This is a genomic window from Vibrio sp. Makdt (assembly GCF_027587015.1).
Lineage (GTDB): Bacteria > Pseudomonadota > Gammaproteobacteria > Enterobacterales > Vibrionaceae > Vibrio > Vibrio chagasii_B.
Genome location: NZ_JAPPTH010000018.1, coordinates 1 through 19,568 on the forward strand (window position 1 = coordinate 1; position 19,568 = coordinate 19,568).

11 protein-coding genes, 1 tRNA gene and 8 pseudogenes are annotated in these 19,568 nt (G+C 41.4%); 12 read left to right on the top strand and 8 right to left on the bottom strand.

The window, feature by feature from the left end; genetic code table 11:
* A partial coding sequence (locus OH460_RS19385; protein ID WP_269999205.1) for an AMP-binding protein occupies positions 1–210 on the bottom strand: 210 nt, incomplete at its 3' end.
* 462 nt (positions 211–672) lie between these two features.
* Here OH460_RS19385 and OH460_RS19390 point away from each other — a divergent pair.
* The 3 genes and pseudogenes from OH460_RS19390 to OH460_RS19400 all read left to right on the top strand — a co-directional run.
* Positions 673–1,031 (top strand): annotated as a pseudogene (locus OH460_RS19390) (transposase); the annotation flags it as partial.
* 79 nt (positions 1,032–1,110) lie between these two features.
* Positions 1,111–1,401 (top strand): annotated as a pseudogene (locus OH460_RS19395) (transposase); the annotation flags it as partial.
* Between the two features lie 102 nt (positions 1,402–1,503).
* Positions 1,504–2,223 (top strand): IS4 family transposase, encoded by a 720-nt coding sequence (locus OH460_RS19400; protein ID WP_269999206.1) that lies wholly within the window; start codon positions 1,504–1,506, stop codon positions 2,221–2,223.
* Positions 2,224–2,233: 10 nt separating this feature from the next.
* Here OH460_RS19400 and OH460_RS19405 read toward each other — a convergent pair.
* Positions 2,234–3,471, bottom strand: a protein-coding gene (locus OH460_RS19405) for an IS3 family transposase (protein WP_269999207.1) whose coding sequence is annotated in 2 segments (ribosomal slippage) — positions 2,234–3,099 and positions 3,099–3,471 — 1,239 coding nt in all. Because the reading frame shifts where the segments join, the coding sequence is not laid out codon by codon here.
* Between the two features lie 24 nt (positions 3,472–3,495).
* Between OH460_RS19405 and OH460_RS19410 the strand changes: the two genes are divergently transcribed.
* The 4 genes and pseudogenes from OH460_RS19410 to OH460_RS19425 all read left to right on the top strand — a co-directional run bounded on the left by OH460_RS19410 (position 3,496) and on the right by OH460_RS19425 (position 6,595).
* Positions 3,496–4,017, top strand: a complete 522-nt coding sequence (locus tag OH460_RS19410; protein WP_333482713.1) for a transposase — start codon at positions 3,496–3,498, stop codon at positions 4,015–4,017.
* Positions 4,018–4,031: 14 nt separating this feature from the next.
* Positions 4,032–4,676: pseudogene (locus OH460_RS19415) on the top strand (IS5 family transposase); the annotation flags it as partial.
* Positions 4,677–4,730: 54 nt separating this feature from the next.
* A pseudogene (locus OH460_RS19420) lies at positions 4,731–5,558 on the top strand (IS3 family transposase); the annotation flags it as partial.
* Between the two features lie 362 nt (positions 5,559–5,920).
* On the top strand, positions 5,921–6,595 hold the full coding sequence (locus OH460_RS19425) for a 4'-phosphopantetheinyl transferase family protein (RefSeq protein WP_269999208.1): 675 nt from the start codon (positions 5,921–5,923) through the stop codon (positions 6,593–6,595).
* Between the two features lie 163 nt (positions 6,596–6,758).
* Here OH460_RS19425 and OH460_RS19430 read toward each other — a convergent pair.
* A pseudogene (locus OH460_RS19430) lies at positions 6,759–7,793 on the bottom strand (IS630 family transposase).
* Positions 7,794–8,596: 803 nt separating this feature from the next.
* Here OH460_RS19430 and OH460_RS19435 point away from each other — a divergent pair.
* Together OH460_RS19435 and dxs are read left to right on the top strand one after the other, a co-directional pair.
* Positions 8,597–9,625, top strand: a pseudogene (locus OH460_RS19435) (IS630 family transposase).
* 525 nt (positions 9,626–10,150) lie between these two features.
* Positions 10,151–12,043: a 1-deoxy-D-xylulose-5-phosphate synthase gene (gene dxs / locus OH460_RS19440; protein ID WP_269999209.1), complete on the top strand. Its 1,893-nt coding sequence runs from the start codon at positions 10,151–10,153 to the stop codon at positions 12,041–12,043.
* Positions 12,044–13,213: 1,170 nt separating this feature from the next.
* Here dxs and OH460_RS19445 read toward each other — a convergent pair.
* Positions 13,214–14,386, bottom strand: a complete 1,173-nt coding sequence (locus OH460_RS19445) for a hypothetical protein (protein ID WP_269999210.1) — start codon at positions 14,384–14,386, stop codon at positions 13,214–13,216.
* Positions 14,387–14,646: 260 nt separating this feature from the next.
* On the opposite strand from OH460_RS19445, the pseudogene OH460_RS19450 reads away from it, so the two are divergent.
* Positions 14,647–15,063 (top strand): annotated as a pseudogene (locus OH460_RS19450) (transposase); the annotation flags it as partial.
* A gap of 431 nt (positions 15,064–15,494) precedes the next feature.
* Here the strand turns inward: OH460_RS19450 and OH460_RS19455 are convergent.
* Both OH460_RS19455 and OH460_RS19460 read right to left on the bottom strand, forming a co-directional pair.
* Positions 15,495–16,133: a type IV toxin-antitoxin system AbiEi family antitoxin domain-containing protein gene (locus tag OH460_RS19455; RefSeq protein ID WP_269999211.1), complete on the bottom strand. Its 639-nt coding sequence runs from the start codon at positions 16,131–16,133 to the stop codon at positions 15,495–15,497.
* Between the two features lie 286 nt (positions 16,134–16,419).
* Positions 16,420–16,649, bottom strand: a pseudogene (locus OH460_RS19460) (YeeE/YedE thiosulfate transporter family protein); the annotation flags it as partial.
* Between the two features lie 372 nt (positions 16,650–17,021).
* Here OH460_RS19460 and OH460_RS19465 point away from each other — a divergent pair.
* Positions 17,022–17,291 carry a WYL domain-containing protein gene (locus tag OH460_RS19465; RefSeq protein WP_269999213.1) on the top strand — a complete coding sequence of 90 codons (270 nt, stop codon included), beginning with the start codon at positions 17,022–17,024 and terminating at the stop codon, positions 17,289–17,291.
* Positions 17,292–17,818: 527 nt separating this feature from the next.
* Here the strand turns inward: OH460_RS19465 and OH460_RS27460 are convergent.
* Positions 17,819–17,989 (bottom strand): helix-turn-helix transcriptional regulator, encoded by a 171-nt coding sequence (locus tag OH460_RS27460; protein WP_137407928.1) that lies wholly within the window; start codon positions 17,987–17,989, stop codon positions 17,819–17,821.
* Positions 17,990–18,415: 426 nt separating this feature from the next.
* Positions 18,416–18,492: transfer RNA gene (locus OH460_RS19470), tRNA-Arg, on the bottom strand.
* A 211-nt stretch (positions 18,493–18,703) separates the two neighbouring features.
* Between OH460_RS19470 and folD the strand changes: the two genes are divergently transcribed.
* Entirely contained in the window at positions 18,704–19,561 is an 858-nt protein-coding gene (gene folD / locus OH460_RS19475) for a bifunctional methylenetetrahydrofolate dehydrogenase/methenyltetrahydrofolate cyclohydrolase FolD (protein WP_008221243.1), read from the top strand.
* Positions 19,562–19,568: the final 7 nt, after the last annotated feature.

Here is a 19,568-nt window from a genome sequence, read left to right on the forward strand (position 1 = left end):
CTCTCCTCTTTCAATACATACACCAGCCCTGTCACCAGGTTTCAATCCTAGTTCTTTCAGGCCAAATACAACATTATTAGCTCTTTTATTTAGCTCCTCGTAGCTTATCTTCACTTTACCGTGTATAACCGCTATTTTTTTTGGGTATAATTGAGATATCAACTCAAAACCTGCACAAAAGTTGTTTGTTTTATGTATATAAATTTCCAAAAATACTCACCCAGTTGCACTTCAAATACATGCACACACTACAAGCAATTTTAACAATTGTAAATACTCATTGAGTCATTGTTTATTAAACCAATTGAGTGATCCCGAAACTCTGTGATCTGCTCCCAAATAGTCGATGTAATGGCAACAGCACGGCAAAAATCAAAGAGGATTATGTTCGGGGCAGTAACTATACGAGTCATCATTACCGCCACCTATAAAATAAAAATAAACCTTATCTAGGCGAGTTAGCTGCACAGATAACAGCCCTATAGAGCGGCTCTTCCTAGGCTTAAATACAGCAAGGATGCCCGTTATGGGCTATAGAAGCTTTTCTCAGGTTCAGAAAGAGATTACTAGATATGTTATTGGGTAAACGGCCAGCTTAGACTGTAGTGGCATAGTGAATTTGTTCATTTAGTTAGAGGTGATATCATCACCTCTAACTAAACAGGTGACATAATGACAATACGTGCAAGACGCCAATTCAGCGCAGAATTTAAGTTAGAATCAGCGCAACTAGTTCTAGATCAAAACTACTCTGTGATTGAAGCAGCTCAAGCCATGAATGTGGGCAAGTCCACGATAGATAAATGGGTTCGCCAACTTAGAGAAGAACGACAAGGGAAAACACCAAAAGCTTCGCCTATGACTCCTGAGCAAATAGAAAGTTGGGAATTAAAAAAGAAGCTGGCTCGCCTTGAAGAGCACAATGAAATATTATAAAAAGCAACAGCTCTGTTGATGTCGGACTCACTGAACAATCCTTGATAATCAAAAAACTCAAGCAGAGCTATAGCGTAAAAACATTATGCGAAGTCGGCTTTGTTGCTTAAATCGATGGAACTAAATCAAGAAGCTACGATCTGATCGGCTACACCCTTTGATCATCGCAGCCTCATGCCTAAACCTCGTTACAAAACAACTAACTGGAAACAGTACAACAAAGCCCTAATCAACCGTGCTTCACTTACTTTCTGGATTGATGAGGAAGCGATAGCCGAGTGGAAGCAAAACAAACAAGGTAAACGTGGTAGACCTCGCCGATTCAGCGACTTAGCCATTACTACCGCACTGATGGTGAAACGCGTTTTTTCTATGCCATTGAGAGCGCTACAAGGTTTTCTAGACTCAGTATTTAAGCTGGCTAACATCCCGCTTGTTTGTCCGCACTACACCTGTATCTTACGAATCCCCTCATAATCAGGCGTAAAAACAATGAGGTAGACGCGCATCGCCGTCTTTGATCTAATGAATATCGCTGAACACACATTTCGAACCAGTGGGTTAACAATGCGCCACATTCAGATTCTACAACAAACCATACAAAACCAATGCCCCTCCATTCACAAAAAACGCGTTAGTTCTCTGATACTTGCTACAAAAAGTGTACTTGACGGCTCAGACTTAACGCTGACTAAACTAGGTCGCAAACTGGAAACTAATACCACGGTAAAACATGCGATCAAACGCGTTGATAGACTGCTTGGAAATCGCCAACTACATCGTGAAAAAGACCTAATTTATAAATGGCATGCCTACTTAATAACGGGCGCCAACTCATGCCCGGTGATCCTTGTGGATTGGTCTGATGTTCGTGAACAACTTCGTTATATGACGTTAAGAGCATCCGTTGCACTTGATGGTCGAGCCATCACAATCTTTGAACAAGTTTTTGAGTATGGCCAATATAATTCACCGAAAAGTCACCAAACATTCCTCGATAAATTGCAGAGTATTTTACCCAGTAAAACCAGTCCAATCATCGTTTCTGATGCGGGTTTTCGAAATACTTGGTTCCGACAAGTTCAAGAGAAAGGCTGGTTTTGGTTAGGTCGTGTCCGAGGTGAAGTATCAATCAAACAACCTCATAAACCTTGGGTCTCAAATAAAACCTTTTATCCAACCGCTGTCCATAAACCCAAATATCTTGGCCACTGCTTACTAGCAAAGAGATCACCGATATCTTGTGAAGCCTATTTTTATAAGGTGTCTTGTCCTAAAATACGTTGACAGTTTTGTACTAAGCCAACAGCGCCAGCTGTTGGCTTTTTTCATGCACCTCATTTGGAGTTTTCATCATGAGACTGAGGTGCGGCCTCATATTGTTATAGATATTGATAGACTCTTTTACTAGTCGTTTAAGCTCCTCAAGATTCTTACACCTATCAAGTAAGAACTCTTGTTTCAGGATCCCATTTATTCTTTCTGCTAAGGCATTTTGGTAGCAGTCATAACCATCTGTCATCGAAGGCATTATGCCGCTAATTTTCAATTTATCTTGATATACACCTGAGCAATACTGCAGACCACGATCCGAATGATGGATACAAGAACGATGATATTGACGTCCTTTGATAGCCATATCTAGTGCTTTCACGACATCCGTCGCTTTCATTTCATTACTCAGCTCATAGCCCATTATTTTTCGGCTAAACGCATCCGTAACCAATGATAGGTAGTGAACTCTTTCATCAGATTGAACATAGGTTATGTCGCTCACCAACACACTCGCTGGACTACATGGCTTGTAGTCCTTTAATAAGTTCGGGTGTTTCTTCATCCAATGCCGACTATTGGTCGTTTTTGTAAAACTACGCTTAGGTCTTACCAGCAATCGCTCAGCGCGTAAGTAGTTGAAAAGCGCATCTCGGCCTAACTTGATACCTTGCTCTTGTAGTCTGGGTTTAATTAAAAAATAGAGCTTCCTCGTACCAACCCGAGGCATATAACGCCTAATATCCAACACCATTTTTTTAATCGGTTTAAGCTCTAACCGACGATGATGAGCTCGCTTTTCTCGTTGATAAACACTCTGCCTTGTTATGCCGCAAAGCCTACATACTCGAACTAAACTTATTCCTTCCTGTTTTTGAAGGCTTCTTGCTCCTTGGCTAGATACTTTTTTCTGAGACTGGTTCCGTGCTCAGCATCAAGGATATCAACCACTCGATTTAAGAAGAGGTTCTTGATTTTTTCGTCTTCCAACTCTTTCTCAAGACGTTTTATTTTCTGTGCAGGCGACTCTTTAGGCTTCGGTGATTGGCTCATGACATTCATCCTTGGATTTTTCGCCCAATTCATCTTACCGTGCTTTCGAAGCCAGGTTAAAACGGTTGAACGGCCTTGGATACCATAAATGGTTTGGGCTTGTTTATAGGTCATATCGCCTCTTTCTACAGCGGCGACGACCTGTAATTTAAAGCCTAGTGTGTAATCACGCTGAGTGCGCTTAACGTAGGTATTATTCGAAGTAGTCATAATTCGTCCTCAACGTGTAAACACATTTCAGGACGAGACAAGGGATTAGAAAAAGGCCGAAAAGCCCAGCGCCATAGTAGAACTAGCCAAAAACACTCCGCTACACATCTCTACCAGCGCAGTGCGAAGGAGCCGTGGCTACTCGCGACGAATGTCCCTAGACATATCTTAAATGAAGTACAAATTACCAATCTGTACGCCAAGCGTATGCAGATAGAAGAGGCCTTCCGCGATCTAAAGAGTACCGCCTATGGGATCGCACTTCGTCACAACAGAACTCGTTGTACTAAGCGATTAGATATCCTGCTTCTTATTGCGTTGCTCGCTGAAATCTTGATGTGGTGGAATGGCCTCATTGCAGTACAGGCCAAATGGCATTTTGACTTCCAAGCCAACAGCATTAAACACCGTCGAGTTCTCTCCATACCTCGTCTAGGGAGAGAGGTTCGAAATCATCGGCGATATCAAATTAATGAATCCCAATATCAATGGGGAATGTTCGAATATCAAAGGCTCACACACAACGCAGGACTAGGGAAATTATGAGGGGATCCGTCAGCACCTGTATAAGCCGCCGAGCTAAGGAAGTTGAAGTCTCATTTAAAACCAAAACCAGAGGAGCAATACAACATCTGGCAATTGATGCCACTGGCCTCAAGGTTTATGGAGAAGGAGAATGGAAGGTCAAGAAGCATGGTACTGATGGGAATCGCAGAGTCTGGCGTAAACTGCATATCGCAGTCGATACCAGCACCCACGAAATAGTCGCAGCAGAGCTGAGCTTATCTAACGTAACCGATGCCGAAGTGCTCCCCAACTTACTCAAGCAGACACGTCGTAAAATCATTGAGATATCAGGTGATGGCGCTTATGACACAAGAAATTGCCATGATGCTATACGGTTCAAGCGAGCGGTTTCGCTTATCCCGCCACGAGAACGGGCTGCCTTCTGGGAACAAGGACACCCTCGCAATTTAGCAGTAGGTTGTCAGAAGCTCTACGGCTCCAACAAGAAATGGAAAATGCGGTATGGCTATCATAAGCGCTCGCTATCAGAGACAGCAATGTATCGGGTGAAACAGTTGTTAGGTGGAAAATTAAGCCTGAGGAACTACAACGCTCAGGTTGGCGAGACTTACGCAATGATTAAAGCGCTGAACAAGCTTACAGGGCTTGGTATGCCTGAAACTCAGTATATTGTTTAAGAATCAAGCATAATGGGACTGGCATGTCTTCGATCTGAATTAAGCAACAAAGCCTGCGAAGTCTTCAATGTTCATCGAAGTAGTTATAACTATTGGTTAAAACGTCCAACGGCGATTAAGGCGGAAACAGTCAAACTTCGCAGTTTGGTTAGTGAGGCCCACGCAGCAAGCAATCGCTCTGCGGGTGCACGGACTATTGCAGGTATAGTCATAAATCAGGGTGTAAAACTCAGCCGTTATCGAGCAACAAAGCTCATGAGAGCTCTTGGTTTAGTCAGTTGCCAACAGCCAAAGCATCGATACAGAAAGGCTCCTCAAGAACATATTGAGATCCCAAATCACTTGGGCCGACAGTTTGCTGTTACCGCCCCGAATGAAGTTTGGGTTGGTTTTGTTACGTATATTTGGATAGGAAATCGCTGGATGTATTTAGCGGTTGTTATTGATCTTTTTGCCCGTAAAGTGATTGGTTGGTCGATGTCTTTATCACCTGATTCCAGTCTTACAGGCAAAGCTCTTTCAATGGCTTATGAGTCGCGTGGTAAGCCTAAAGGCGTCATGTTCCACAGCGATCAAGGTAGCCATTATACAAGTCGAAAATACCGTCAACTTCTATGGCGTTTTCAAATGAAACAGAGCCTATCTCGCCGAGGAAACTGTTGGGATAATGCGCCGATGGAGCGTTTCTTTAGAAGCTTGTATACAGAATGGGTGCCAACAGTAGGTTATCGTAGCTTTGCTGAAGCTCAACAAGAAATCACCCGCTATATTATCGGGTATTACTGTCAACTCAGGCCTCATCAGTATAACGGTGGCCTAACTCCCAACGAATCAGAAATATTATATTGGGAAAACTCTAAAACCGTGGCCAATTTTAGTTGACAACTACAGTCTTCAATGACTTCAAAATGTTGGAGAAAAGAGTCGGTCATACTTTAAACGCTACAATAAGTGATTACTCATTGATCTGATCGCCTCTTCACTTAAAAGTTCCAATTTATAATGATCTTGCCGTGAATAAAATCTGTTACAATGGTAGTATTGAGTTGCAAGTAGATTCAGCAGCATAATACTTGCAAATACGTGTAGTATTTACGTGCCCAAGATCAACACTTTCAAAGAATGCTTAATTCAATCATTCATGAATACTTAAACTCCAGTAACTAGACATCACAACTCTCTTTGTTACAACTGAAATTGCCAGTATGCTAATATCTTCATCAAAACATTCTCTAGATCCTTTCATGCCTCTCATAGATATAGGTACTACTGAGGAAAATCGTAGTTTACATTACTGCTGTATTTTGTTTGATTCTAACTATTATGATGATTCCTTATTTGAACTTCTGAATGTCCCATTCCCTGCCGTTTTGGGTTCCTCTGTAATAAAGCGTAGAGCAGAGTATGTTGCTGCTAGATATGCAGCACAGCTTATTCTTAGGAAGCTAGGGAGTGCTAAGAATGTTGGTACAGCTCCTGACCGAGAGCCGATCTGGCCTTTGGGCTTTTGTGGTAGTATTTCCCATACAAATGACAAAGCAATTGCTTTAGTTTCTAGACAAGAGTGTAATGTTTCACCAGGCATAGATATCGAGATGCTACAGCCTTCCGTCATGAGAGAGACAGCAGATATTTTTACAACTAATGAAGAACGTTTAATACTCAAAACTTGTGCTTTGCATTATGAAATTGCTCTTCTCATCACATTTTCTGCAAAAGAGAGCTTATACAAGTCTCTATATCCCAAAGTGCGTAATTTTTTCGGATTTGAGGCAGCTAAGGTCAGTAATATTAACTGTATCGATAAAACTATCACATTAGAGTTAACTCGAGACCTTACATCAACATATAAGAAAGGAGCTCAATTCTATGGGGTTTATTCGTTAGAAGATGAAATGTTGATGACTTTATTTGTGTGATTATCGGCGTTTTTCAAGATAGTTGTTATCATTTGGTTACTTATTAACCAGCTTCTCTTTCTGGATTCAGGTGTACGTCACCAACTGGCTTACAGTTCCTGACATCATCATGCCAGCGTTCAGGGTGTCGCTGTTTTGCAGCGAGTAATACCAATCTGGGAAATTAGCTGATCAGGTCAATCCAATCCCTTGTACACATTTGGGTAACCCTATCAGCACGCTCCAAGAATCGATTCCATGCAGTGCATACTTTCGACATAATATCTTGCTAGTCGGTAAAACTCTGATTGGCAAGATAGTGTTGTCTAAGCCAACTCCACACTTGTTCTATTGGGTTTAGCTCTGGTGAATATGGCGGGAGTTTGATGATACTGACATTACTGAACTGTTCTGCAATGTCATTTGTATGCCAGCCAGCACCATCCATAATGACCACTGCGTGACGACCTTTTTCGGTCACCGCGGATATCTTCTTAAGGTGCTCAACAATAATGTCCTTGTTAACCCAAGGAACGACCAGCGCCTCGCCAATACCTCTAGCGGGACATACTGAGCCAAACAAATACGCATATTCAAACTGCTGCTGTTTAACTGCTCTTGGTCTTGACCCACGCTTAGCCCAAAGTCGAGTGGTCGTGTTTTACTGACCAAATCTTGCTTCATCTTGAAACCAGACATCGACGTTATCAAGCCCCATGTAACCGGGGATCTTAAGGATCGTTTCAGTTTTGAATTTTTTTAAAATCGTCTTCGATTTGCTGGGATTGACGAGGGTGCTTGGAGCGTGATGTTATCCAAGAGAAGCCCATGTGATTAAGCAAACAGTCGATAGAGTCTGGGTGGTAGTGTTTACCAAACTCTTTCACGATATAAGCACGAATATCAGTACCTGTTAACCTCCCTCTAGATGAATCTTCGGCACGTGCCTTTATAAACAGGCTTAGCTGTTCACGTTGTGAGTATTGAGGAATACTGGTCGACCCGTTCTTGGTTTCTCTTGCAGTCCTTCAAGCCCTTCTTCAAAGAATGCTTGTACCCATTTGTTCACACTGGTTCTACTGACTTTAAGGAACTTGGCGATTTGGGTGCGAGAGTGGCCATCTTTAAAGTGTGCCAATGCGAGTAATCGCATCTTCATCTGGATAGATTTTTGTTGGCTAGCAAGCTTTTTAAAATCAGTGTTGTCGAGGTTGTCCATCGCATCCCTTTGACGATAAAGTAACAACCTCAATTAGATCATATTTTTACTTAGATTGGTATAATACCTTAACACGACGCCTCAAGATCTCTTTGTCTTTTCCATTGTCGCGCTGTGAAGACTTGACATAATTAAGTTTACTGTGAATTGTACCAGTGCACGAAGGTTTCAGCCCAACGTCGACTGCTGTCGAGAGTTTCAAAGCCTTTTGTCGGCTAGTATGGTATATACTTTATCGAGCGGAACGACGACTCGATATACAGGTTATCATCACTGACTCTTGGACGGTTCTATAATGAAGTAATACCTAACTCACCCCTCTTCGCTTTGAACTTCATCGGCGCACTTTTCTCGCATCAAGGGTCGTTGCAGGAGTTGTGACGCTAATTTACCACATTCGCGTTCATACACCTCATAACCCACGATGTTTCGGCTGTAGATATCCTCTATAGCATACAGATAATAGTGCCGGCCTCGAACCATTGAAGGCTCGTAAGTAATATCCCATGTATAGACTTGATTCGAGCCTGCCGCCGTATAACTCCATCAAGAAACAAGAACTTAATCAAATTTGGATTCCACTTGTTTCCGAACGCTAGGACAGTACGATGATTTCTCAGCTGAGTCGTATTCATGAAACTACGGTTGCACGTAATATCGATGAATACTCCTGTTAGAGAAGTAAAACTTGAAAGCGGTGGTAACAAGAGTTGCATGTACAATAAGCAATCCATGCAGCTTACTATACCCGTGATCATTGAAGATGCTTGATTTCTCATGAATTCAGGATCATGCTACGCACCATGAAAATTGTACTGACTCCTGAACAAAAGCAGCAACTCGAACAGATGCACGACACTGAGCGTGATAGTCGTGTGTGTGACCGTATAAAAGCCGTTTTACTGGCTTCCGAGGGTTGGAGTCAGGTTATGATGTCTCAAGCTCTTCGTATTCATGAATCGACCGTTGCCCGCTATCTTAGTGATTATGTTCTCTCTGAAAAACTTAAACCTGAGAATGGTGGTAGCCAGAGCCGACTTTCTATAATTCAGACGATGCAGCTCATCGAGCATTTGACAGAGAGAACCTACTTTCATACGCGTCAAATCGTTGCTTACATCGAGACGGAATTCGGCGTGAGCTACACCGTTGCAGGCATGAACAAGTGGTTACATCACCACGGTTTTTCATACAAAAAGCCCAAAGGTGTGCCGCACATGCTAAAACCTGAAGAGCAACAAGCGTTTATCGAGTATTACAATGTGGTACTTAAGTTCAATAATGCACCTGTGCTTTTCATGGATGCCGTTCATCCGACTCAATCAACAAAGTTCAGCTAAGGCTGGATCCGAAAAGGAAAGGATAAGCTTATTGAAACGACAGGTAGCCGTACTCGAGTGAATTTAATTGGTGCTCTGTCACTGAAAGACATTAGCACAACGATTACAGATACTTATGAAGCGATAGATAGCGAGAGCATTGTTCGCTTCTTTTGGAAACTCAAAAAAGAGAATTATCCACTAGAGCAAACCGTACATATTGTGCTTGATGGTGCAGCCTACCATCGCTCAGAAATGGAGAGAAATGCGGCAAAAGTGCTCAATATAGAGCTTCATTACTGACCAGCATACAGCCCAAACTTAAATCCAATAGAGCGGCTTTGGAAAGTAATGGATGAACATGTGAGGAACAATGTTTATTTTTCCTCCAAAGCAGCATTCACCTCTGCTATCAAAAAGTTTTTTGATGTGACGCTACCAGAAGTTGCAGGCTCACTTGTGTCCAGAATTACGGATAATTTTCAGATATTGAAGCCTGCATCTTCAAGTTGAACGGGTATAAAAGGAGGAGAACACCGCTTATTTAGAGGTTGAATTTGATATTTACTTCAGCGAAGAGGGATTAAATCACAATCGTTTCCATACAAGAAGCCCGATAACGGTACCATGATTAGGAGAGAAGGTATGCGCGAAGCACTCTTCAAATACATCTAGGTTGATTACAACCGAACAAGAAGGCAAAATGCACTTGGGTACCTTGGCTAAATTGATTCTGAAAACAGTATGTCACGCGGCGAGGTCTCCAGCCCGATTGGAACAGCTCATATTGTGACATACTTAGAACACAGTTCTGTATTACAATAACCGCTTTTATATAAGTCGTTTAGAGCAGAAATATCTCATTTTAATAATAATGAAATGGATTGTTTGCTTGTTACTAGTACATTTTAGACAATGCGTCATCAAGGACTCTACCTAGAACTAAAAGATATGATCTTTTAGCTCGGATATTCGAAGTTAAGCAGATGGCTACAATCTAAAGTGAATCGATCCTGAAACTAAAAAGGAATATGAATAATGAAAGGCCTGCTTCCAACAGAATGCCCAACAACTCCATTATTAGATATCATTGAAAACCCTACTGATATTAGGGAGCTTAAGAGAAGTGATCTAAAGAAGCTCTCGCATGAAATGCGATGCTATATGAGTTATGTACTAGGCAAAACTGGAGGGCATTTTGGCTCAAGTCTTGGAGTAGTTGAGTTGACCGTTGCATTGCATTATGTATTCAATACACCTGACGATAAGCTAGTCTGGGATGTTGGTCACCAGTCACTTCCACATAAAATACTAACGGGAAGAAAACGTAAGATTTTGACTTATCGGCAGATAAATGGCCTTTCAGCTTTTCCAAAAAGAACAGAAAGCAAATTCGATACTTTCGGTGTAGGTCATTCGAGTACATCTATTGGTGCAGCTTTAGGCATGGCTACTGCTTTTAAATTAAAAGGGGCCAATAATCATTCGGTTGCAATCATTGGTGATGGAGCTCTGACTGCGGGTATGGCGTTTGAAGCATTAAACCATTGCTCTGAGCTAGATGTGAAAAATTTCATTGTGATCCTCAATGACAATGAAATGTCTATATCCAACAATGTCGGTGGTCTGTCTAAACACTTCGGCAAGGTACTTTCGAGTGAGTTATATAATTCAATTCGTTCTGCTGGCAAAAAAATCCTATCTTCAAATAACCCCGCTACAAAAATCGCACAGCACGTTGAAGAACATACTAAAGGTTTGTTTGTGCCAAGCGTTATGTTCGAAGAGCTTGGCTTTAACTATATTGGGCCTGTCGATGGAAATGATATTGACTCTGTTGTAAACGCTCTAAATTCATGTAAGAAATTTGATGGTCCACATTTTTTACATTTAAAAACTGTAAAAGGAAAGGGGGTTTATGAAGCTGAGAATAACCCCGTAAAATACCACACTGTAAACAAAATCGAACCAGACATGAATGTCATCAAAGCTTTGACGTTTTCCAACGTATTTGGGAAGTGGAGCTGTAAAACAGCTTCCCAAGATAGTCGCCTAGCTGCTATAACCCCTGCAATGAAAGAAGGTTCCGATCTAATTCAGTTCGCTCAACTATACCCAAAACGCTTCTTTGATGTTGGGATTGCAGAGCAACATGCAGTAACATTCGCAGCAGGTATTGCGTGTGAAGGTTTAAAACCCGTTGTTGCTATATATTCGACGTTTCTTCAAAGGGCGTATGATCAAATACTTCATGATGTATGCATACAATCGTTAGATGTACTGTTAGCAATTGACAGAGCAGGGTTAGTTGGAGCTGATGGCCCAACTCACCATGGGTTGTATGATATTCCAATACTAAGGTGTATACCACAGCTCGTAATTATGACACCTTCTGGTGCCAAGGAAACCTATCGTTTACTTAACACTGGCTACCATCACAAAGGCCCCGCAGCTGTTAGATATCCAAAAGGGAGTACTCCTGATGATTTAACTAATATTGACGATCTTACACCGATACCACTAGGTACTGCTGCAATGTTAAGGGAAGGTAAAAAAGTTGCGATCTTGGCTTTTGGCCCTATTCTACATAATGCGAAAAAATCAGCAGATGAGCTAGACGCAACGTTAGTAGACATGAGATTTGTCAAACCACTAGATAGCGACTTGTTGAAAAAGCTTGTGGCCTCACACGAGTTGATAGTAACGGTTGAAGATAGCTGTGTTAAAGGTGGGGCAGGCAGCGCGGTGTCCGAATTTATGGCGTCAGAAAATTTAAAAACGAATTTGTTACACATTGCTGTTCCAGATAAATTCATAGAACATGGTACAAACCAGGAACTATATCGAGACTTAATGCTAGACGAAAACAGTATCCTTGATACGATCAAAAAGTATATGCACACTTTGAATTTACAAGAGCCGGGTGTTTAAAAATGCTCTTTAGAATGTTGAAGGCTTTGCTTCTTGAGGCCTAATATACAGAGGGTTTGCTAGGCGGGATCCTGCTTTGATTTATAAATCTGATCGAATTTCATTAAATTCTCCAAAATCTAGCCAGTTTGAACCTTATCAAGGCTATGTTCCTTATGATTGGCACTACCGTATCTGGCGGTGAAGATTGGTTAAGACATTTAGTTTAATGTCGAAGAAAAGCCAGATTGATTAACGGTATTTGCTAAGCTGTTTTGGAATCGAGTAGGGTGAGGCGTTACCGCCTCCCCCCTCTCAGAGAAACGTACGTACGGACCTCGTATACGGCGCCTGCATACTCCACATCACCATTGGGTAGCACAGTACTAGCTCGATGAGCGTTGTACTGTACGCTTTGTGGGGACAGTTTGATTTTATCATTGTGGTGACGTTCATTGCAGGGTTTGGCGTTCTAGCACAAAGGCAATCTACCAAACTTGACTCCAATTACTTCCCTCATACGACCTGTTTATTCAGACATTACTATTCCTAGTGAACCAAATTGACTTGTCCCGTTGATCAGACGGCTTGTGTATCAATGACAAACTTCAACTATTCATCAAAGTCTTAGAGTGTGCTTCCCCCCCTTCGCAGCTCACCATGCTTTCGCCAATGGTTCACTCCTTTACACGTATTGGCAAAGGTCAGTGTGGGAGAGTAATAAAGTTTCATACCAAGTAATAAGTATCCGCCCCATGAACCCATGAGGCGAGCTGTCAGTGTTTGAATGTAGTTTAGGTGTGGGGCGTACCATCTAATTAGCTTCTCAGATTGAATCTTTACCCGTTTGTGATCACCAAGCGATTCTGTCGGACCTTAATTACCAAGCGACTTTGTCATTACACTAACTGCCGAGGGAAAATGTCGGGACTGATTTAGAGTACTTTTTAAAGTAATCAAATGAGCTTTAAAGGGTGCTAAGGATGTTCTATCTGGATTCAAAATCTCAGTTTGCTGTCGATATCATTAGCAAAGTCATTGATGGCTAAAGGCTTCTTATACTTAAAAAAACTATCTGCATTAGTTTGTTTGCATCCACCAGCATTGCTGGTGGATTTATCCCCATTTAGAGACAATAATAATTACTCTCTTATGATCGAAATCTGTTTTTTATACTAAAAAGTCATTAATTTACGGTGCGATACTCTTCGTGCATTCCCTATTATTACCATCCTCCAAACTATCTTTTCCACTTCCTTCATAAGCATCCAACTTTTTGGTCAACTCTATATTTTTATCATATTCAACACCTAATTTAATCTGCAAAGCTCTTTCTGTCGGGTTACTAGATCTAATTACTTCTCTATATTCCTTTCTCAGTTCTATCAGTTCACCTTCAATCACAGTTAATTCATTTTCCATTCTGGATCTTTCTAACTTTTTATTATAAACAATCTCACTCTCTAATTTTTTATTTAATTCATTTTCATTTATGTCACGATTTATTTTATTTAGGTATTCTTTTGACTTAACAATATCTTCTTTAGCGACTATTACTTCTTCTTTTAGTGAAACTAACCTACATTCTTCTTTTCTAAATTTAGACTCTTGAACTATTATTTTTAACTCTATGTCTGAAAGCTCAGTTCGTTTAACACTTAACTCTTTTTCAACTTGGCTATAAGAAGCATTAAGAGACTCTAAGTCCATCTTCTTTCGTTCAACAAGGGCCTCTAAATACTCTAATTTATCCTTATGTTCAGCACTGGTGAACTCCTTGGATTTACCACGGACAAACCCTAGCTGAAAAAATGCTCTACCTGTAAGGTCTTGAAGCTCCATCATATTTCCCTTACCCATTAGGCGAAAAGGGTGAACCAACTTTTCGAAATCAAAATTAAAGAAGGTCATATGCACGTGAAAATTTTCAATGAACTCTTCGGATTTAAAATGGCCCTCATCAACATGAAGATCAATCGCCATTGGAAAAAGCCCAAATTTCTTATGAATAAAGTTTGCCAATTTCTTACAGCAATCTATAATTTTCTCTTTCCAATTGAATGGATATTTTGACTTTACAACCAGAACTTGGTCTCGAGAAAGAACAACAACATTATCAACGAAGGCATTGGAATTTTTAGAGAATTCAATATTGCAAGTACGCTTTCCTGCAGATTCCTTCAATTTTTTCATTCTCTTCTCGCAATTAGCGAACGAAACAACCTCTTGAATATGAACATTTCCACAACTCAACTCCGGATAGACATTCTTGTCATCTACAATAGTTCTTACGTGATGTTTTCTAAGACCACGAAATTGAGTTTTTTTAAATCCCTTCATCTGACTAGACACATAATTATTCATAATTAAACCTGTTTTTTATTTACATTAACAAATAATTTCACATTGTGTAAACACCGAAGAAATCACACTAAACAAGAAAAATTAAAAATATCTAATCATATTAAATCACGATGTTTCAATATATTTCATGGTAGTTCTAATTTATTTTAAATTAATTGGAACTAATTTTTGATAGCGTAGCTGCTTTGTTGCGTAATTTAATGGATCTAAATCCTGAACCTACTATCTGCTCACTTCCGTCCACTCCCTCTCGTAGCCCAATACCTCAACTTCGTGACAAAACAACCAGGAAGCAATACAACCAATCATTAACCGTGGTTCTCTGACCTTTTGGCTTGATGACGAAGCGATATATGGGGGAGCACAAAGAAAATGGAATAAGCGTGAGAGGCCTCATCGATTCAGAGATTTAGTTATAACGACAACGCTCAGGGTGAAGCGAGTTTTTTCTATGCCACTGAGAGCGCTACAAAGATTTATCGACTCGATATTTAGACTTGCCTGCATTTCATTAAGTTGCCCGCATTACACTTACATCAATCGTAGATCTAAGCAAATTGAGGCCTCTTTTTAGACTAAAACAAGAGGAGGAATCCAGCACCTAGCCCTTTAATGCTATTGGTCTTAAGGTTTATGGCGAAGGTGAACAGAAAACCAAAAAGCACGGGACATGTGGTTAGGTATGCCTGAAACTTGTCGTATTGACTAAATGCCCTTACAGGCCCCACCGCCTAGCCCACTTTGCAGTGAAAATCTAGTAAATGAAAGACTAAGAAAGGCACAGTTGCAATACCTATTGGCGCACTAATACTGCCTATTGGCGCACTAGTACTGTCTATTGGCGCACTAGCACTGCTTATTGGTGCACTAGTACTGCCTATTGGCGCACTAGTACTGCCTATTGGCGCACTAGTACTGCCTATTGGTGCACTAGTACTGCCTATTGGCGCATTAGCACTGCCTATTGGCGCACTAGTACTGCCTATTGGCGCAGATGTACCACCTATTCACAGGAAAAGAGGACAATATCTTGATGAAAAAAAGTGTAAAAAGGCGTGAAAAATCATGGGAATTTTAGTATCAGCATTCAGAAGCAAAAAAGAGCTTATTAATTCCAACTCAGCGCTTCAAGGTAGGGCATAATGATATTAGTCATTCGGTAATACTTGGCATATTCCCAGAGCTTATCGTGATTGAGCTTATTAGCTCGTTTTGCTTCCACAAATGCTTCAATCGCAACGTCAATCCCGATTTTATTACGGAACTTAAAACAATCAACAATAGTCCGTTCAACATCAGTCACCAAAATAGGAACACCATCAACTTGTCTTGAGACAACTCCAAAATTTGCCATGTCTCTGGTGCGAACAATTCGTATGTTTGGGCAGTCAATACTAGGCGCTCTATCGTTTTTACTAATGCAGATCCACACCTGAAATGGCGCTTGGGTGGTGAGGTCGTGGTATCTAAGAGCCGACAAAAGGCAAATAACGCTATTTTTCGCTCTAGCACTAACCTCCGCATAAGATTGCATTTCTGACTCTTCTCGCCCTACATATCCATAAAGCCCTCTCTGAAGTTTTTCTAAATGGCCTTTTTCCACGGCGCGAGAAAGCGCTGCACGAGTGATGTTGAATTTCGCGGCATCTGAGGTAGTAAACATTGATAACTTTTTAAGTTTATCTAGTTGTGAGGGGTTCATTTTAAATGATACGCTTTGTATAACATTACAAACATTGTACAACAAAACGTATCACCATTCCTGCTATAGCGCAGAACATATCAGAGGTGTTACAGGCATCGTTTCAAAGCAATCAGGCTAAATATGACCAGCACAGGTTATATGGCTAGGAGGAACACCATCGCTTACCCATCTCTGATCATACTATGCCAAATCGTTTACTGGAGTATGCGTACTGCTGAATTCTACTGCATAGTGACAAGCCAACATATCCAATCGGAGCACTGCGCCGATTGTTAACATTCAAGATTTTAATACACAAACAGAGTGCAATTCCCGAAATATATAACAAAGCTAATCTACTCACTGTAGACCCCCGCAGCCGCTATTGATTGCCGCGCCAACACCAAATAGAAAGCCACCAAACAGTAAGAACAAACTCGGCCAAAAAGCCGTAGACAGCTGGCGCCCCTCAATCACTGCACCTAACCCCATTGATACCCAAGCCAACGATCCACTAAACACAATCGCAAAGATGAACATTGGTGCTCCTTTCGTCGCCTCTTTTACTCCTCTCACCATACAAAGACCTGTGGTTTGGGCGAGATACCCTAGTAAGAAAATGCAGAGCAAAGCGAGAATGAACAACATACATAGCCTACAGATTGCATTGATTTTGCTGTTGTCGTTCGTTAAATATAGTAAGAGCGCGATACTTCTAGGTAAGAATATGAGCCACACACTGATTAACTGGCATAAACACAAGCAACCCGGCAATTTGGGTAGCAACGTAACGAATGAGCTTTCTAATACCGAATTACAGCGTTTAATGGTTCAAAGGCCTATCAAGAACAGTTTCCAACCCCGCCACTCGTGCACGACCTTAGTATAAAATGATATCGACTTACTGATCATTTTGCGCCAAAGTCTACGAAAGGCACTCCAAACGAATACTTGTCGCTGCTGCACAAGTATAACAGCGACCACGTAGATGGCTTCAACTTGAAAGATCTTGGCTTTGCTGACTCTATTTTCCTTTCAGTCCCAAATAGGCAGATTGCCACTATGATCGTTCGTAGACTTCTACAAGCAGCACGAGAAAGGCGCAGAGTTGATATTGAGTATGTTTCGATGGATAACCCTGAAGTGCGAGGTCGAAACATCATTCCACACACCATCGTATTTGATGGGTTCCGTTGGTATGTACGAGCATATTTTGAATAAAGAACAATGTTCTTAGATTTCGTGTTCATCCGATTTAGAGGAGAGCCAGAGCTGCTCAATGAATCAGATATTTGCATTGAAGCCGTTCAGATTGGACAACAGAAGAAACAAATGAAATCACTCCAAACTCACATCTATCACCACATATCACCACAGCACAGCAACACATAGTAAAAGCCGATTACGGAATGCATGATTCTCCACTCACAATTAGTTGCCGACGAGCACTGATTAAATATTTACTCAAACGCTTAGATGTTTGCGTGGATAACAAGCAGTTCTCTTCGACTTCCAAGAAATATCAACTAGCACTAGTTAACTCCGCAAGCATAAAGCGCTGCCTTCTTTAATAACAGACCGGGGACACAAAAAGAGAGAGCTAACCCTTTATAGTATATAGGTATGCGATTGGAATGAGCTCGCTAGTAGAGAAGTAAATATCTGAAGCTTGCCCTATACTCTGAATACCGATTACAAGCTAGCGTCCTTGCTAACTACAAAACAGACTATGCCGCCTCAACATTAATCTATCTACTAGCTTCATACCACATATATACCTCTTGCTCGCTCCAACGGGGAGAGCGTTTAGAAACCATGATCGGTTTTGGGAACGTGTCATCCTGCCTCATTCTCCAAAAGGTAGTTCGACTAATATCAAAGGTGTAAATAATATCTTCAATCGTGAGTAGTTTGCTCATTCATATTTTACCTCTCATAACCTACTGATACCGACTCCAGGATGGATCTGTACCAAATACTGGCTATGTTTCGCTATTTGAAATAAAAATACAGCACAAAAAACGATCAGTCAATATAAAAACTTTTAATAAACATGTAGTTATCTATAATTAATGTATACACCATGCAGGTGTAATGATCGATAACTTGAGTCGGATTGACTTAAATGGCTGCGAATGCGGGATGCATTAGTAGAACTTAAAAAAATACATCGAGGCAAAGGGAGAAGATAGGAAAGCCTATAGCCGGGAGTAACTTTGAGTGTGTTTCATGCCGTATCAGGTCGTAGCCTGCAGGTTCATCGTTACTTGACCATATACTTGACCACAAATGATAAAAACGAAAAAGGGCGTAGCAAGTACTAACCTGCTACGCCCCGTAAATAATGGCACGCCCTGTAGGATTCGAACCTACGACCACATCCTTAGAAGGGACGTGCTCTATCCAGCTGAGCTAAGGGCGCGCTACAGGAAGGAATTATACGAATTCGAATCATGAAAGCAACGGCTTTATGTAACATTCTGATCTAAGTGAGTAAAAAAAGGGCAACAAACATATAAGTGTTGGAAAATAGAGCAAAGCAATCGTTTGCTTGATGGTAATCAAAAAGATTTTCTGGAATAATGCGCCAAAAACATCAGCCACTAACTTGAATATCAATACTAAGGAAATTCATGACTGCTCAAAATATTGATGGAAAGCTAATTTCTCAAACGGTTCGCTCCGAAGTTGCTGCACGTGTAAAAGCTCGTACTGAAGCTGGATTACGCGCTCCGGGCCTAGCGGTTGTTTTAGTGGGTGAAGACCCTGCTTCTCAGGTTTACGTTGGAAGTAAGCGTAAAGCGTGTGAAGAAGTTGGCTTCGTATCTAAATCTTACGATTTGCCAGCCACTGCAACAGAAGATGAACTGTTAAACCTAGTAGACCAATTGAACCAAGATCCAGAGATCGACGGTATTCTGGTTCAACTGCCTCTACCTGCTGGTATCGATAGCACTCACGTTCTTGAGCGCATCACACCAGAGAAAGACGTTGATGGCTTCCACCCATACAATGTCGGCCGTTTGGCTCAACGTATGCCTAAGCTTCGCTCTTGTACGCCAAAAGGTATCATCACGCTGCTTGACCGTTACAACATCGATTTACGTGGCAAGCACGCGGTTGTTGTTGGCGCTTCAAACATCGTAGGCCGCCCAATGACTCTAGAACTGCTTCTAGCGGGTTGTACGACGACGACATGCCACCGTTTCACCAAAGACCTTGAAGGCCACGTACGTCAAGCAGACGTTGTTGTGGTTGCTGTAGGTAAGCCTAACTTCATTCCTGGTGCTTGGATTAAGAAAGGTGCAGTTGTGGTCGATGTTGGTATCAACCGTTTAGAATCTGGCAAGCTAGTCGGTGACGTTGAATACGATGTCGCGAAAGAGAGCGCAAGCTTCATCACTCCTGTACCGGGTGGTGTTGGCCCAATGACAGTGGCGAGCTTAATCGAGAATACGATGATCGCTTGCGAGCAGTTTCACTCGAAGTAATCTGTAA

Bases quoted from the DNA above. Each gene is read 5' to 3' on its own strand.
- dxs (WP_269999209.1), top strand. From the start codon at position 10,151: ATGAAAGGCCTGCTTCCAACAGAATGCCCAACAACTCCATTATTAGAT.
- OH460_RS27460 (WP_137407928.1), bottom strand. From the start codon at position 17,989: ATGAGCAAACTACTCACGATTGAAGATATTATTTACACCTTTGATATT.
- OH460_RS19425 (WP_269999208.1), top strand. From the start codon at position 5,921: ATGCCTCTCATAGATATAGGTACTACTGAGGAAAATCGTAGTTTACAT.
- OH460_RS19400 (WP_269999206.1), top strand. From the start codon at position 1,504: ATGCGCCACATTCAGATTCTACAACAAACCATACAAAACCAATGCCCC.
- OH460_RS19445 (WP_269999210.1), bottom strand. From the start codon at position 14,386: ATGAATAATTATGTGTCTAGTCAGATGAAGGGATTTAAAAAAACTCAA.
- folD (WP_008221243.1), top strand. From the start codon at position 18,704: ATGACTGCTCAAAATATTGATGGAAAGCTAATTTCTCAAACGGTTCGC.